The sequence below is a fragment of the Amycolatopsis sp. CA-161197 genome (assembly GCF_050942255.1).
Taxonomy (GTDB): domain Bacteria; phylum Actinomycetota; class Actinomycetes; order Mycobacteriales; family Pseudonocardiaceae; genus Amycolatopsis.
This window is the reverse complement of the sequence record NZ_CP192059.1, coordinates 6606833-6621258: the sequence shown is the minus strand read 5'-3', so window position 1 is coordinate 6621258 and position 14426 is coordinate 6606833. Positions and strand designations below refer to the sequence as shown.

The following is a 14426-nucleotide window of genomic DNA, read 5'->3' as shown; positions in this document are numbered from 1 at the left end:
CGTGCACTGCAGCCTCCCTGGGCGAGTCCTGTCCGCAGCATGGCAAGCCCGATCTTCACTGTCAAACGGTTGGTTGACAGACCCTTGTTGGGGCTCCGGTGTGGTGCTAATCTCACCGCTACCAAACGGCCGTTAGTCAGTGACGATGACGTCATGGAGGACGCCGATGTCCGCAGCCGCCACCGCTGGTGCAGCTCGATCATGGCCTTCCTGCCGAACCTCTCGGGCGCCGAGCAGGTGACGGCCGAGCGCGGCGTGTTCACCCCCGCCCCCACTTCGCTGCCCCTGACCTTCACGCCGCCTGAGGAGGCACCCGCATGACCGCACGCGCCGAGATCGAAAACGTCCTGGGCAAGGCTTCTTGGGGCTACGACGAGAACGACGTCGACCTGATCGCCGATCAGTTCACGGAGACGGCCACGATGACCATGCAGATCGGCCGCGAAGGCGACCCGATCGGGCCGTTCGAGGGCCGCGAGGCGATCCGCAAGCTGCACGCCGACTCGCTGGCCGCGCAGACCGACCAGCGTCGGCACAACCTGTCGAACCTGGTGCTCACCAAGGAAACCCCGGACAGCGCGGCGACGACCGCGAACCTCACCCTGCTCTCGATCGAGAACGGCGCGGTGCGCGTGCTCTCCAGCGGCTGGTACCGCGACGAGCTGGTGAAGCAGGGGGACCGCTGGCTGATCGCGACCCGGCACATCTACCTCGACCTGCCCTACTGATCCCCGCACCGGCACCTACCAGAGGACACCCATGGTCAACATCGGACGGATCCCGGAGAAGTGGGCGGCGCTCACGCCGGCCCGGGACGCGATCGTCGACGCCCCGAGCGGCCGGCGGATGGACTGGAGAACGCTCGACGAACGCGTCCGCAGGCTCGCCAACGGGCTGGCGGGCGAGGGCGGTCTGGGTCTGTCGCAAGGGGACCGGGTCGCGATCCTGGCGAAGAACTCGATCGAGTACCAGGAGCTGTACTACGCCGCCGGGCGCGCCGGGCTCGTCACGCAGCCCCTGAACTGGCGGCTCGGCGCGGGCGAGCTGACCCGGATCGTCGCCGACGCGGCGCCGAAGGCGGTGATCGCCTCCGACGAGTGGCTCGACACCGCGAAGCAGCTGCAGGCCGCGGTGGACGTGCCGAACTGGCTGCAGTACGGGGAATCGGGCGACGGCAGCTACGAGGACCTGCTGGCGCGCAGCAGCACCGACGAGCCGGTGCAGTCGTCGTCGGTCGGTGACGCCGACCCGTTTTTCATCCTTTACACCGGCGGCACCACCGGCGAGTCGAAAGGCGCGTTGCACAGCCACACGAGCGTGTCGTTCGGGATGCTCAACCAGACTGTCGCCGAGCGCATCGTCGCGACCGACGTCTACATGCTGACCGGGCAGATGTACCACATCCCGGTGGTGCTCTCGATGAACTACCACCGCCACGGCTGCCCGCTGGTGCTGATGAACTTCGAGGCGCGCACGGCGCTGGAGCTCATCCAGGAGGAGCGCGTCTCGGCGTTCCTCGGCATCACCACGATGCTCAACTGGATGATGGCCGTGCCGGGCTTCTCCTCCTACGACATCTCGGCGCTGCGCAACATCCAGTACGGCGGCGGGCCCATGCCCTCGTCGGTGGTGAAGGCGGCGCTGGACCAGTTCCCCTGCACGCTGATCCAGGGTTACGGGCAGACCGAGGGCACCACGATGTGCTTCCTGTCGCAGGAGGACCACCTCGACGCCGTGCGCGGCATCCACCCGGAGCGGCTGATGTCGTGCGGGCGCGAGGGTTTCGTCACGCAGGTCCGCGTCGTCGACCCGGACGGGCGTGAGGTGCCCAAGGACGGCCGGACCGCGGGCGAGATCATCGTGCGGTCCGAGGCCAACATGCTGGGGTACCTCAACCGGCCCGACCTCACCGAGAACACGATCCGCGACGGCTGGATGTGGACCGGCGACATCGCCACCTGGGACGCCGAGTCCTACGTGTTCATCGTCGACCGCGCCAAGGACATGATCATCTCCGGCGGCGAGAACATCTACTCGATCCAGGTCGAGGAGGCGGTGAACAAGCACCCGTCGGTGCTGGAGTGCGCGGTGATCGGCGTGCCCGACGACGAGTGGGGCGAAGCGGTGAAGGCGTTCGTGGTGCTCAAACCCGAGACGACGGCCACCGAGGCCGACATCATCGCCACGGCGAAGCAGCACCTCGCGTCCTACCAGAAGCCCCGGTCCGTCGAGTTCGTCGACGCCCTGCCCAAGGCGCCCACGGGGAAGATCCTCAAGCGCGACCTGCGCCGCGCGTACTGGGCGGACCGCGGCCGGTCGGTGTGACGGCGGGACTGCACCACCTCGGCGTGCGCGTGGCGGAGCTGGAGCGGGCGGTGGCCTTCTACCGCGAGCTCGGCGCCGAACCGCTCGCAGGTGAGTTCACGCTCGACCCCGGTGCGGCCGCGCTGGCGATGAACACCGACCGCGAGGTGCGCGTCGCCCTGCTCGGGTTCCCGGACGGCAGCGGGATCGAGCTGTTCGAGTTCGGTGAGCCGGCGCCGCAGTGGTGTGCGGCACCGGAGCCGGCGGCCCGGCTGCCGCACCTCGGCATCCGGGTCGACGACGTCGACGCCGCCCTGGCCCGGGCCGAGGCGGCCGGCGGCGAGCGGCTGTGGAACCGGCCGAAGCAGTGGGGTCCGGTGCGGGTGGTCTACCTGCGCGATCCGGACGGGACCGTGCTCGAACTGCTCGACGCGCCGCTTCGGTCGGTCGCCGACGTCGTCGCCCCGTGAACACCCGGCTGGAGGAGGGTTCTTGTCCTACGACGTGATCGTGCTCGGTGCCGGCGTGTCCGGCCTGGTCACGGCGTCACTGCTGGCCGAGCAGGGCCAACGCGTGCTGCTGCTGGAAAAGCACGCGTACCTCGGCGGGCGGGCGCGCGAGTACCGGTACCGGGGACACCAGCTCGGCCTGGGCAGCCACCTCGTCGAGGATCCCGGCGACTCGCTCACGAGGGTGTGCGCGCTGATGGGGCTCGACCTCGTGCACTCCGAACGCAGCGACTCCATGCCGTTCTGGACCAACGGCCGGGGCTGGGCGCCGATCCAGGAGCAGTACGCGGGCAGCGCGAAGCAGGGCCTCAAGCGGTGCATCCAGGCGCTGAACGAGACGTCGTACGAGGAGCTGGAGAACTGGAACCACGCATCGCTGCGGGAGTGGATGGCGCAGTACACCTCGGATGAGGGCGTGTACACCGTGTGGGAAGCCATCTCCGTGCTGGAGCAGATCACCTTGCGGCCGTGGGAGCACTCGGCGTCGGAGAACCTCTACACGCGCAAGCTGCACTACTCGACGCGGCGCACGGCCGGCTACTCGTTCTGGCCCCTGGGCGGCTGGGATGCGTTGTGGCACAACATGGTCTCGGCGTTCGAGGCCCACGGCGGTGAGCTGCGGCTGTCCGCGCCGGTCCGCCGGGTCGACGTGCGCGACGGCGCCGTGCGCGGCGTGACGCTGCGCGACGGCGAGGAGATCGAGGCGCCGCAGGTGGTCGTGTCGGCGCCCGTGTGGGATCTGCTGCGGCTGTTCGACGACGACGTGCTGCCGTGGGACCTCGCGGCGCGCATCCGGATGCTCGCGGCCAACCGGAACCGCGCTTGCTGGATCGGCTACTGGATCGCCGCGAAGGAGCCGGTGATCGCGATGACCGAGCGCGAGATGGCCTCGTTCCTGTCCACACCCCGGTGCGGCCTGCCCGGCTTCACCCTCAACTTCACCGGCTACGACGGCGGGGTCTCGCCCGCCGGGGAGTACCTGACGTGCGTCGGGGCCTCGTTCGACGCGACCACCCACTACGGCGACCGGGCCTGGCTCGACCGGAAGTTTGCCGAGCTGTGGGAGGACATCGAGGAGATGCTGCCCGCGGCGCGCGGTGCACTGTGGACGAAGCCGCACGTCGTCACCAGCTACGGCGTGATCACCAAACCGGGCCTCGTCGGTCCGGTCCGGCCCGACACCGAGGTCCGCGGCGTCGAAGGCCTGTGGCTGACCGGCGACACGACGCGCGCCCGCGGCATCGGGATCGACAAGGCCGCGCGCTCGGGCATCACGGCGGCCGAAGCGGTGCTCGGGCGGCGGCTCGACGCGTTCGCCGGGACCATGCGCTATTGACCGGAAATCTGGGGACGGCAACGACTTGCAGGAGACAACCATGGCGGGAAAGGCGTTTGCATGAGGATCGAAGGGTCCGTCGGCCTGGTCACCGGCGGTGCGTCGGGTCTCGGTGCCGGCACCGCGCGGCGGCTGGTCGCCGGGGGCGGCCGGGTGGGCATCCTCGACCTGGCGAGCTCGGCCGGCGCGGAGCTCGCGGGCGAGCTGGGCGAAGCCGCGCTGTTCGTGCCCACCGACGTGTCAGACGAATCGGCGGTGGAGAAGGCGGTCGGCGCGGTCGCGGAGCGGTTCGGGCGCCTCGACGTGTGCGTGAACGCGGCGGGGATCAGCCCGGCCGCGCGGGTGCTGTCGCGCAAGGGCGAGCTGCACCCGCTCGACCTCTTCCGGCGCACGCTGGAGATCAACCTGGTGGGCGCGTTCGACGTGCTGCGTCACGCCGTCGCCGTGATGGCGCGCAATGAGCCGGGGCCCGACGGCGAACGCGGGCTGATCGTCAACGTCTCGTCCGCCGCCGCGCTGGAAGGGCAGGCCGGGCAGGCGGCATATTCGGCGTCGAAGGGCGGGCTTGTCGCGCTGACGCTGCCCCTCGCGCGGGACCTCGCGATCTGGGGGATCCGCGTGATGACGGTGTGCCCGGGGATCATGGACACGGGCATGCTGGCCGGCGCCGACGAGAAGCGCCGCGCCGCGCTGGTGGACCTGCACGTGTTCCCGAAACGCCTGGGCCGCCCCGAAGACTTCGCCCGGCTCGTGACGAGCTTCATGGAAAACGAGCTGCTCAACGGCGAGGTCGTCCGGCTCGACGCCGCGACCCGCCTCTGACCGCCCGATCGACGACGAGGAGTTTCCGATGTCCCGCAACGCCACGCCGCTGGCGGGCCGCATCGCGCTGGTGACCGGCGGCTCGCGCGGTGTGGGCCGCGCGATCGCGACGCGGCTGGCGGTCGACGGTGCCGCCGTCGCGGTCAACTACCGGCGTGACGCCGTCGCGGCCGAGGAGGTCGTGGCGGGGATCGCGGCCGAGGGCGGGACCGCGGTCGCCTACCGCGCTTCGGTGGACGACGAGGCCGCCGTCGGCGCCATGGTGCAGCGGGTCCGCGCCGACCTCGGCCCGGTCGACCTGCTCGTGAGCAACGCCGGGACGGCGAGCCGCGGCACGCCGATCGCGGACACCGAGGAGCAGGAGTACCTGCGGCTGCTGCGGGTGCACACGCTGGGACCGCTCGCGTTGATCCGGGCCCTGCTGCCGGGGCTTCGCGCCGCGGCCCGGGGTGACGTGATCGTGGTGTCGAGCGCGATCGTCGAGACCACGCCGGCGGGTGGTGCCGCGTACACGATGGCGAAGGCCGCGATGGAGACCGCCGCGCGGACCCTGGCGCACGAGGAGCGGCCGCACGGCGTGCGCGTCAACATCGTCGCGCCCGGCCTGGTCGCGACCGACATGGGCGAGCGGCTCGTCGCGGCCTCCGGCGCGCCGGCGATCGCCGACCTCGACGCGCGCTACCCCTTCGGCCGTGTGGCGCGGCCCGAGGACGTGGCCGGCGTGGTGGCGTTCCTCGCCTCCGCCGACGCCGATTACCTGACGGCGCAACGCATCCTCGTCGACGGCGGCGGCCCGGACGTCCCGATCGTCGCCGCGCCGCAGCGGTGACCGCCGGGCTCAGCCGAGCGTGATCAGCGGTGCCCCGGCGGCGACGGACGTGCCGGCGGAGACGAGGACGGTCCCGACGACACCACCGACGTCGGTGCGCACCTGCATCTCCATCTTCATCGCCTCCAGCACCGCGACGACGTCACCCGCGGCGATCTCCTGCCCGGGCTCGACCCGGACCTCGACCACGGTGGCGTCCATCGGCGCGGTCGGCGGTCCGCCGGCGGTCGCGCCCGCGGCGCCGCCGGATCCGCTGTCGCGCGCCGGGCGTTCCGACAGCGCGGCAACCACTCCCGGCCGCGCGGCGCGCCCGTAGACCGCGATCTCGACCGGACCGCGGTCCGTGGCGATCCGGACCAGCCGGGCGGGCACGGCGTTCGTCGCGGCGGCAGGCGGAGCGGGGGGAGCGGCGGGAGCGGGGGGAGCCGCGGCCGGCACCCACTCGCGTTCGACGGATCCCGTGTCGTGCCTGCCTTCCGTGAACGACGCCGATTCGAGGATCGTGCGCAGGTACGGCGCGGTCGTCGGCGGACCCGCGACCCGCAGCTCGCCCAGCGCGCCCACGAGCCGCCGCCGTGCGGTGTCGCGATCGGTGCCGTGGGCGAGGACCTTGCCGAAGAGCGAGTCGTACATCGCCGGCACCGCGTCGCCGGCCTCGACGCCGAAGTCGTTGCGGATTCCTGGCCCCAGCGGCAACGCCAGACCGGTCACGGTGCCCGGCGCCGGCCGGAAGCCCGCCGACGGGTCCTCCGCCGCGATGCGGGCCTGGATCGCGTGCCCGCGCACCACTACGTCGTCCTGCGTGAAGGGCAGCGGCTCACCGAGCGCGACCCGCAGCTGCGCCGTGACGAGGTCCAGGCCGGTCACCAGCTCGGTCACGCCGTGCTCGACCTGCAGCCGGGTGTTCATCTCCAGGAAGAAGAACTCGCCGGTCTCCGGCAGCACGAGGAACTCGACCGTGCCCGCGCCGACGTAACCGACCTCGCTCGCCAGCGCCACGGCCGCCTCCCGCAGCGCGGTCCGCACGCGGTCCGGCAGGCCGAACGCCGGTGCCTCCTCGATCAGCTTCTGGTGCCGGCGCTGCACCGAGCAGTCCCGGTCGGCGAGGTGGACGACCGTGCCGTGCGCGTCGCCGAACACCTGCACCTCGACGTGGCGCACCGGCTGCAGGTAGCGCTCCAGGTGCACCTCCGGCCGGCCGAAGGCGGCGCCCGCCTCCCGCGCGGCCGCGGCCATCGCGTCGGCGAGCCCGTCGGCCGACGTCACGACGCGCATGCCCCGCCCGCCGCCGCCGAACGAAGCCTTGACCACCAAGGGAAACCCGGTCCGGTCCGCCTCGGCCGCCGCCTGTTCGACGGTGAGATCCGCGGTGCCCGGCGGCACCGGCACACCGCACTTCTCCGCCACCGCGCGCGCCGCGACCTTGTCGCCCATCCGCGCGATGACCGCCGCGGACGGCCCGACGAACGTCAGCCCCGCCGCGGTGACCGCCTCGGCGAACGCGGCGTCTTCGCTCAGCAGGCCGTAACCCGGGTGCACGAGGCGCGCGCCGGCCGCCTTCGCCGCGCCGAGCACGGCGTCGATGTCCAGGTAGGACGCTCGCGCGGGTGGCGGCCCGATCCGGTGGGCTTCATCGGCGAGCCGGACGTGCAGCGCGCCGGCGTCCGCGTCGCTGTGGACGGCGGCGGCTCGCAGGCCGAGCTCGTGGCACGCGCGGATGACGCGCACGGCGATCTCACCGCGGTTCGCCACCAGGACGGTCGCCTCTGGCATGTCGGTTTCCCTCACGTCCGTGGTGTCGCTGCACACCCGTCTTGGGGGTTCCGTCGCGGACGACGAGCACCCCGTGGAGAACTGTCTACCAACCAGTCGTCTGATAGTCTAGGGTCGGCTCCGGGGACGGACCACCCGATCCCGGCCAGGGGAGGTCCCGTGACGACGAGGAGCACCGTGCGCGACGACTCGGGTGACGACACCGCCGAACCGGCCGAGGTCACGATGGCCGACCGGCTCGCCGTCCTCCGCGAGAAGCAGGCGGCGGCCCACGCCAGCGGCGGGCCGGAAGGCCTGCGCCGGCACCGGGAATCCGGCCGGCTGCCCGTGCGGGAGCGGATCGAGCTGCTCGTCGACTCCTGCTCGTGGTTCGAGATCGGCGCGCTCGCGCTGCCGGAGCTGCGCCGGGAGAAGCCGATTCCCGGCGACGCCGTGGTGACCGGCTTCGGCCTGCTCGACGGCCGGCGCATCGGCGTGATCGGCATCGACTCCTCCGTGGTGGCCGGCACGACTGCGCCCATCAGCATGCGCAAGCAGGGCCGGCTCATCGAGCACGCGCAACGCCACGGATTCCCCCTCGTTCTCCTGTGCGACGCCGACGGCGGCCGGATGCCGGACGTCTCCGGCTGGCGGTTTTCCGGTCTTCCCCTGGACTTCACCACGTTCCTCAAGCCCCCGCCCGGTCAGCCGGTGGTGCCGAGAGCCGCGGCCGTGCTCGGCCCGAGCTACGGCGACTCCGCCCTGCACGCCTCGACCGCCCACTTCGTGGTGATGGTGCGCAGCGGGTCGATCGCGCTCTCGGGTCCGTCGGTCGTGGAGCTGGCGATCGGTGAGAAGGTCACCGACACCGAGCTGGGCGGCCCGGCCGCCGCGACGGAAGCGGGCAACGCGCACCTCGTCGTGGAGACCGAGGCCGACGCGATGGACGCCATCGCCGCGTTTCTCTCCTACCTGCCGCAGAATTCCACGCTGAAGCCGCCGCTCGCCCCGCCGCGGCCGCCGGCCCGCGACCCGCGTGAGCTCGAGTCGATCGTGCCCCTCGGCCCGCGCTCGGGTTACGACATGCGCGACGTGTTCGCGTGCATCGCCGACGAGGCGAGTGTGCTGCCGTGGGCCGACGGCTGGGGGCCGAGCCTGCTGTGCGCCCTGGCCCGGATCGAAGGGCGGCCGGTCGGGCTCATCGGCAACCAGCCGATCGTGCGGGCCGGGGCATTGGAGCCGCCGACGCTGGCGAAGGAGCGGACGTTCGTGAAGCTGTGCGACACGTTCGGCCTGCCGCTGGTGTTCCTGCACGACGTGCCCGGCCTGATGATCGGCACCCAGGCCGAGCGCGGTGGCATCCTCCACGGCTACGAAGGGCTCGTGTCCGCCATCGCCGAGGCCACCGTGCCGAAGGTCGGCGTGGTGCTGCGCAAGGCCTACGGCGGCGGGCACTTCGCGATGGGCGGGCGCCCGACCAAACCGGATTTCCTCTACGCGTGGCCCAGTGCGGAGCTGGGGTTCATGGCGCCCGAGACCGGCATCCGCACCATCCACCGGCGCCGGCTGGAACGCGTGCTGGCCGAAGAAGGGCCCGAAGCGCACGCGGCGCTCGTCGCCGAGCTGACCGAGGAGTGGATCAGCGAGGCCGAGCCGTGGGAGGCCGCCGCGCACCTGTCTCTGGACGACGTCATCGAGCCCGCCCGCACGCGGGAGGTCATCGCGACGAGTATTGAGATCGCTTCGGGAGGACTTGCGTGAGCACCTGGAATCCCGCCGCGGCCCGCACCCTGCGCGTCGAGGTCGACGACACCGGCGACGGCCCGGGTGCGGTCGCGGTGCTCACCCTGGACACCCCGGGCAAGCTCAACGCGATGGGCCGCGAATTCTGGCCGGAGCTGCGGGAAGCGCTGTCCCACTTGGCCGCCGACGGCCGCACCCGCGCCGTGATCATCACCGGCGCCGGCGACAAGGCGTTCTCGGCCGGCGGCGACATCGCGAGTTTCGCCGACCTGACCGACGTGGTGGCCAAACGGGAGTTCCAGCAGGACTGCATGCGCACCTTCGCCGCGGTGGAGGAGTCGCCGCTGCCGATCGTCGCGGCCGTCAACGGGTTCGCCCTCGGCGGCGGGTGCGAACTGGCCCTGGCGTGCGACGTGGTGGTGGCCGCCGACACGGCGACGTTCGGGATGCCGGAGTGCGGCGTCGGGCTGGTGCCGGGGTTCGGGGTGCTGCGCGCGCCGTCGGTCATCGGGCGGCACTGGACGAAGCTCATGATGTTCGGCGGCGAACGGGTCGACGCGGCCACGGCGTTGCGGATCGGCTTGGCGCAGAAGGTGGTTCCCGCCGCCGAGCTGATGAGCGCCGCGCGCGAGCTCGCCGGGCGGTTCGCGGCGATGGCCCCGCTCGCCGTGGCCAGCGGCAAGAACCTGGTCAACCGCGGTGTCGACCGCGGCGAGTTCGACCACTCGACCGCCGCGCTCACCACCCTGCACGCCACCGCCGACGCCGCGGAGGGCATCGCCGCCTTCCTCGGCAAGCGGCCGCCGAAGTTCGAGGGCCGCTGATGACCGCCCGCCCGGATCCCTTCGTGGCGCTGATGCGCCGCTACGTCAACGACTACACCAACCGCCACGACGTGTCCGTGTGCGCGGAGATCATGGAACCCGGCTACGTCCTGCGCATGGGCCCGCACGAGGTCGCCGGGCGCGACGACGCGTACATCCCGGCGGCGCAGCGGCAGTTCGAGCAGTATCCCGGGCTGTGCCTGACGGTCCACTCGATCGTCACCGACGGCCGGAAACTGGCCCTGCGGTTCTCCGAGCACGGCCGGCGCGCCCGCGACGGGCGGGTCGCCGTGTGGACGGGCATCGGGCTGTACGGCTGGAACGGCCGCCGGCTGGAGACGAACTTCGTCGAACAGGACTACCTCTCCCGCCGCCGTCAGCTGAGCTCCGGGAACCCGTCGCCGGTCGACGCGCCCGCGTCGGCGCCGTGGGACACCGAAGCCGAACCGGCGAACCCCGCGGCGGAATCCCTGGTGCGGCAGTGGATCGCGGCCGGCGGGGCCGTTCAGCCCCAGGACTCCGCCGCCATCCGCTTCGACGACGGCGACGCCGGGCCCGCCTTGCTCACCGACGTCACGTCGAGTGTCGACGAGCTGTTCTCCGCGGGCGAGCACGTCGCGTTCCGGATCACCGCCACGGGCGCCTACGCCGGCGGGCTCGGTCCCGACGGCGGCGAGGCGGCCGTCGGCACGCCCGCGACCCTGCACCTCGTCGGTCTGGTCTCCGTCGCGGGAGGCCGGATCGGCGGCTGGATCGTCCGCGACCGGCTCGGGCTGGCCCGCGGCCTCGCGCAGCCGGCCGCCGCCGGCTCCTGAGAGGACACTCATGTCTGCCACCGAAAACCCCGCTGTCACCGAAAATCACACTGTCACCGAAAATCACGCCGTCCCCGACGACCTGCTCGAGCCCTCGGCGAGCGCTGACCCGTACCCGGTGCTCCACGAGTTGCGTGCCGCGGACCCGGTGCACTGGAGCGACAAGCACCGCGCGTGGCTGCTGACGCGCTACGACGACGTCTCGGCCGCGTTCCAGAACAAGGCGTTCTCGAGCGACCGGGTGCGGCCGCTGCTCGCCGCGCGCGCCGAGCGGCCCGGCCAACCGGAGGCGACGACCGCGGTGCTCGGGCTGATGGCGAGCTGGATGGTCGTCTCCGACCCGCCGGCGCACACCCGGCTGCGCAAGCCGGCGGCGGGCGCGTTCAAGGGCCAAGGGATCGCGCGGATGGACGGCATGATCACCCGGATCGTCGACGAGCACATCGACGGTTTGCTCCGCGGCTCCGGCGAGCAGGACCTGATCGAGCACATCGCGTATCCCTTGCCCACCACCGTGATCGCCACGATGCTCGGCGCGGCGCCCGAGGACCGCGACCGCTTCCGCGAGTGGTCCGACGAGCTCGCGCTGGTCGCGTTCGGCGCCGGCGGCACCGCGCGGGCCGAGCGCCACGAGCGGGCGTTGCGCGGCCTGCGCGAAATGGACGCCTACATCCGCGAGCTCATCGCGAAGCGCCGCACCGACCCGGGTGAGGACATGCTCTCCGCGCTCATGGCCCACGACGGCGACGCCGACCACCTCTCCGACGACGAGCTCGTGGCCATGTGCGCCCTGTTGCTGTTCGCGGGCCACGAAACCACGACCAACTCCATCGCCAACTCCCTGCTGGCCTTGCTGCGGCGGCCGGACCAGCTCGACCGCCTGCGCGAGGATCCGGCGCTGATCGGGCCCGCGGTCGAGGAGCTGCTCCGGTTCGACGGGCCGATCAAGGTCCTGATCCGCTGGGTCGTCGCGGAGACCGAGGTCGGCGGCCGGACGATCTCGCCCGGGGAACGCGTCCACCTCGTGCTGGCCGCCGCCAACCGCGACCCGGCGAAGTTCACCGACCCCGACTCCCTGGACCTCGGCCGAGCGCCCAACCCGCACCTGGCGTTCGGCAAAGGCATCCACGCCTGCATCGGCGCGCAGCTCGCGCGGATGGAGACGCGGATCGCGGTCAGCCGGATCCTTGCCCGTATGCCCGGGCTCGCGCTCGCCGGCGATCCACAGTGGAAGGCGAGCCTGGCGTCGCGAGCCATGGAGACGCTCCCCGTCACGCACGGCGCCGGGAGGACCGCGTGAAGATCGGCCAGGTGCCCGGCGTCTGCCAGGGCCACGCGCAGTGTTACATCATCGACCCGGACCTGTTTCCCCTCGACGACAACGGCTTTTCGGGCGTCGCCGCGGAGCAGGAGGTGCCGCCGGGGGAGGAGGACACCGCGGAGATGGGCGTGGAGGCCTGCCCCGTCGCGGCGCTGCGGATCCTCCGGTGAGCGCGCCGGACGTGTTGTTCACGCCGGTCCGGGTGGGGCGGCTGACGTTCGGCAACCGGCTCGTGATGGCGCCCATGGGCACGTGCCTGGACCAGGGCGGCCACATCACCGACGACACCGTGGCCTACTACCGCCGCCGCGCCGAGGGTGGCGTCGGCGCGATCACCGTCGAGGGCTGCCTGGTTTCCGCGGACACGGTGGGGCCCGAGCCGCGGCTGTGCGCGCCGGAGTACGTGCCGGGGCTGCGGCGGATCGTCGAGGCGGTGCGCCCGCACGGAACCGTGGTCGGCGTGCAGCTCATGCACCCGGGCCGCCAGGTCGTGGCCGGCCCGTCCGTGGCGCCGTCGCCGGTCCCGCTGAACTCGGCCGCGCCCACTCCGCACGAGCTGACCGGGCCCGAGATCGAGCGGATCGTCGCCGACTACGCGCGGGCGGCGCGGTTCGCGGCCGAGGCGGGATTCGACTACCTGGAGGTGCACGGCGCCCACGGGTACCTGCCGTCCAACTTCCTTTCGCCCCGGCACAACCTGCGCACCGACGGCTACGGCGGGCCGCTCGAAAACCGCGCCCGGTTCTCCCTCGAGGTGGCGCGCGCGATCGTCGCGGCCGTCGACCTCCCGCTCGTCTGGCGGCTCAACGGGACCGACGCCGAACCCGGCGGCTTCGACCTGGATTCCGCCGTCACGGTGGCGAAGCTGCTGGAGGACGCGGGCGTCGCGGCGATCTCCGTGTCTTCGGGCACCTGGCTGACCCTGCACGAGACGCTGGCGCCGATGGCCGTGCCGCGCGGCCACATGCGCCCGCTCGTCCAGGCCGTGCGCCAAGCCGTGTCCGTGCCGGTCATGGCCGTCGGCCGGCTGGACGACCCGGCGCTGGCCGCCGAGATCGTGGCCTCCGGCGACGCCGACCTCGTGCTGCTCGGGCGCGGCCTGATCGCCGAACCGGACTGGCCCGACCTCGTGCGGGCCGGCCGGCTGGCCGAGGTGCGCCCGTGCATCGCGTGCAACGCCTGCGTGGACCTGGTCGGGCGGGGCGAGCGGGCGCGCTGCTCGGTGAACCCGGAGGTGGGCCGTGAGCTCACGTGGTCCGTCGAGCCGGCCGCGGCGGCGCGAAACGTGCTGGTGGTCGGCTCCGGGCCGTCGGGGCTGGAGGCCGCGCGGATCGCCCGGCTGCGCGGGCACCACGTCTCGGTGTGGGAGGCCGACGACGCGCTCGGCGGCAAGCTGTCCGTGGCGGGAGCGGCGCCGAGCAAGCGGGAAGTGTTGCGGTTCCGGGATTTCCAGGCGCACCGGCTGGCCGAGCTGGGCGTCGAGATCCGCACGTCGTCACCGGTCTCCGCGGCGACGGTGGCCGAGGAGCGGCCGGACGTCGTGGTCGTGGCGACGGGCGCGGTTCCGTGGGTGCCGCCCGTGCCCGGCATCGACGGGCCGGACGTGCACGACGCGCAGCGGCTGCTGCGCGGGGAGATCGACGTGGCGGCCGGGACCCGGCTTGTGGTCGTCGGAGGCAGCGCGACCGGTTGTGAGACGGCGGAGCTGATGCGCGCCCGGGGCGCCGAGGTGACTATCGTCGAGATGCGCGGCAGCATCGGCCGCGGCATCGAGGCAATCACGCGGCGGGAGCTGGTGAAACAGCTGCGCCACGACGGGGTTCGCGTTCTCACCAACGCCGTGGTCGTCGGAATCGAGCCGGGTCTGGTGCGCTGGCGCCCGGCCGACGAGGACACCGCGGCCGAAGAGACCGTCGAGGCCGATCTCGTCGCGCTGGCCATCGGCTGGCGCGCGACGGGACCGCAGGTCGCGGCCGAGCTCGCGGCCGACGGCGTCGACGTCCGAGTCCTCGGCGACGCCGAAACGCCGGCCGACTTCGTGCGCGCGATCAACGCCGGCGCCGACACGGGACTCGCCGTCTGAAGGCCGGCCGCTTGCCGACGGTAGCGTGATCGCCACCCGCCGGGACCTCGGCCGGTGGTTGACTAATCGGTCGTTTGGTAGATTGATG

Annotated in this window: 14 protein-coding genes; 13 read left to right on the top strand and 1 reads right to left on the bottom strand. The window is 72.5% G+C overall.

What is annotated here, in order from left to right; translation table 11 throughout:
* The first annotated feature begins 153 nt into the window (after positions 1-153).
* From ACQPXB_RS30905 to ACQPXB_RS30875, 7 genes are read left to right on the top strand one after another with little or no spacing between them, the layout of a single operon-like run.
* Entirely contained in the window at positions 154-321 is a 168-nt protein-coding gene (locus ACQPXB_RS30905) for a hypothetical protein (RefSeq protein ID WP_432845372.1), read from the top strand.
* Positions 318-728, top strand: coding sequence for a nuclear transport factor 2 family protein (locus tag ACQPXB_RS30900; RefSeq protein ID WP_366581229.1), 411 nt, complete (start codon positions 318-320; stop codon positions 726-728). The genes ACQPXB_RS30905 and ACQPXB_RS30900 overlap by 4 nt, the downstream gene beginning before the upstream one ends.
* Positions 729-759: 31 nt before the next feature.
* Positions 760-2325, top strand: coding sequence for a class I adenylate-forming enzyme family protein (locus tag ACQPXB_RS30895; protein WP_386949890.1), 1566 nt, complete (start codon positions 760-762; stop codon positions 2323-2325).
* The gene (locus tag ACQPXB_RS30890) at positions 2322-2774 is read left to right on the top strand and encodes a VOC family protein (protein ID WP_432845371.1); all 453 of its coding nucleotides are present in this window, start codon (positions 2322-2324) and stop codon (positions 2772-2774) included. The genes ACQPXB_RS30895 and ACQPXB_RS30890 overlap by 4 nt, the downstream gene beginning before the upstream one ends.
* A 22-nt stretch (positions 2775-2796) precedes the next feature.
* Positions 2797-4149, top strand: coding sequence for a phytoene desaturase family protein (locus ACQPXB_RS30885; protein ID WP_432845370.1), 1353 nt, complete (start codon positions 2797-2799; stop codon positions 4147-4149).
* A 60-nt stretch (positions 4150-4209) separates the two neighbouring features.
* Positions 4210-4971 carry an SDR family NAD(P)-dependent oxidoreductase gene (locus ACQPXB_RS30880; protein WP_432845369.1) on the top strand — a complete coding sequence of 254 codons (762 nt, stop codon included), beginning with the start codon at positions 4210-4212 and terminating at the stop codon, positions 4969-4971.
* A 28-nt stretch (positions 4972-4999) separates the two neighbouring features.
* A complete protein-coding gene (locus ACQPXB_RS30875; protein WP_432845368.1) occupies positions 5000-5800 on the top strand; it encodes an SDR family NAD(P)-dependent oxidoreductase in 801 nt (266 codons plus the stop codon).
* 9 nt (positions 5801-5809) lie between these two features.
* Here the strand turns inward: ACQPXB_RS30875 and ACQPXB_RS30870 are convergent, their stop codons facing one another.
* Positions 5810-7573, bottom strand: coding sequence for an acetyl/propionyl/methylcrotonyl-CoA carboxylase subunit alpha (locus ACQPXB_RS30870; protein WP_432845367.1), 1764 nt, complete (start codon positions 7571-7573; stop codon positions 5810-5812).
* A 159-nt stretch (positions 7574-7732) separates the two neighbouring features.
* Between ACQPXB_RS30870 and ACQPXB_RS30865 the strand changes: the two genes are divergently transcribed.
* Genes ACQPXB_RS30865 through ACQPXB_RS30840 form a run of 6 tightly spaced genes read left to right on the top strand, consistent with a single transcriptional unit; the run spans position 7733 to position 14338 of the window.
* A complete protein-coding gene (locus ACQPXB_RS30865; protein ID WP_432845366.1) occupies positions 7733-9313 on the top strand; it encodes an acyl-CoA carboxylase subunit beta in 1581 nt (526 codons plus the stop codon).
* Positions 9310-10119: an enoyl-CoA hydratase/isomerase family protein gene (locus ACQPXB_RS30860; RefSeq protein WP_432845365.1), complete on the top strand. Its 810-nt coding sequence runs from the start codon at positions 9310-9312 to the stop codon at positions 10117-10119. The genes ACQPXB_RS30865 and ACQPXB_RS30860 overlap by 4 nt, the downstream gene beginning before the upstream one ends.
* Complete coding sequence (locus ACQPXB_RS30855; protein WP_432845364.1) at positions 10119-10934, top strand: nuclear transport factor 2 family protein; 816 nt, start codon at positions 10119-10121, stop codon at positions 10932-10934. Before ACQPXB_RS30860 ends, ACQPXB_RS30855 begins: the two co-directional genes overlap by 1 nt.
* A gap of 10 nt (positions 10935-10944) precedes the next feature.
* On the top strand, positions 10945-12234 hold the full coding sequence (locus ACQPXB_RS30850) for a cytochrome P450 (protein ID WP_432845363.1): 1290 nt from the start codon (positions 10945-10947) through the stop codon (positions 12232-12234).
* Entirely contained in the window at positions 12231-12425 is a 195-nt protein-coding gene (locus tag ACQPXB_RS30845; protein ID WP_366581245.1) for a ferredoxin, read from the top strand. The genes ACQPXB_RS30850 and ACQPXB_RS30845 overlap by 4 nt, the downstream gene beginning before the upstream one ends.
* Positions 12422-14338 carry an FAD-dependent oxidoreductase gene (locus ACQPXB_RS30840; RefSeq protein ID WP_432845362.1) on the top strand — a complete coding sequence of 639 codons (1917 nt, stop codon included), beginning with the start codon at positions 12422-12424 and terminating at the stop codon, positions 14336-14338. Before ACQPXB_RS30845 ends, ACQPXB_RS30840 begins: the two co-directional genes overlap by 4 nt.
* The last annotated feature ends 88 nt before the right edge of the window (positions 14339-14426 follow it).

Bases quoted from the DNA above. Each gene is read 5' to 3' on its own strand.
- ACQPXB_RS30905 (WP_432845372.1), top strand. From the start codon at position 154: ATGGAGGACGCCGATGTCCGCAGCCGCCACCGCTGGTGCAGCTCGATC.
- ACQPXB_RS30895 (WP_386949890.1), top strand. From the start codon at position 760: ATGGTCAACATCGGACGGATCCCGGAGAAGTGGGCGGCGCTCACGCCG.
- ACQPXB_RS30875 (WP_432845368.1), top strand. From the start codon at position 5,000: ATGTCCCGCAACGCCACGCCGCTGGCGGGCCGCATCGCGCTGGTGACC.
- ACQPXB_RS30900 (WP_366581229.1), top strand. From the start codon at position 318: ATGACCGCACGCGCCGAGATCGAAAACGTCCTGGGCAAGGCTTCTTGG.
- ACQPXB_RS30850 (WP_432845363.1), top strand. From the start codon at position 10,945: ATGTCTGCCACCGAAAACCCCGCTGTCACCGAAAATCACACTGTCACC.
- ACQPXB_RS30880 (WP_432845369.1), top strand. From the start codon at position 4,210: ATGAGGATCGAAGGGTCCGTCGGCCTGGTCACCGGCGGTGCGTCGGGT.
- ACQPXB_RS30870 (WP_432845367.1), bottom strand. From the start codon at position 7,573: ATGCCAGAGGCGACCGTCCTGGTGGCGAACCGCGGTGAGATCGCCGTG.
- ACQPXB_RS30855 (WP_432845364.1), top strand. From the start codon at position 10,119: ATGACCGCCCGCCCGGATCCCTTCGTGGCGCTGATGCGCCGCTACGTC.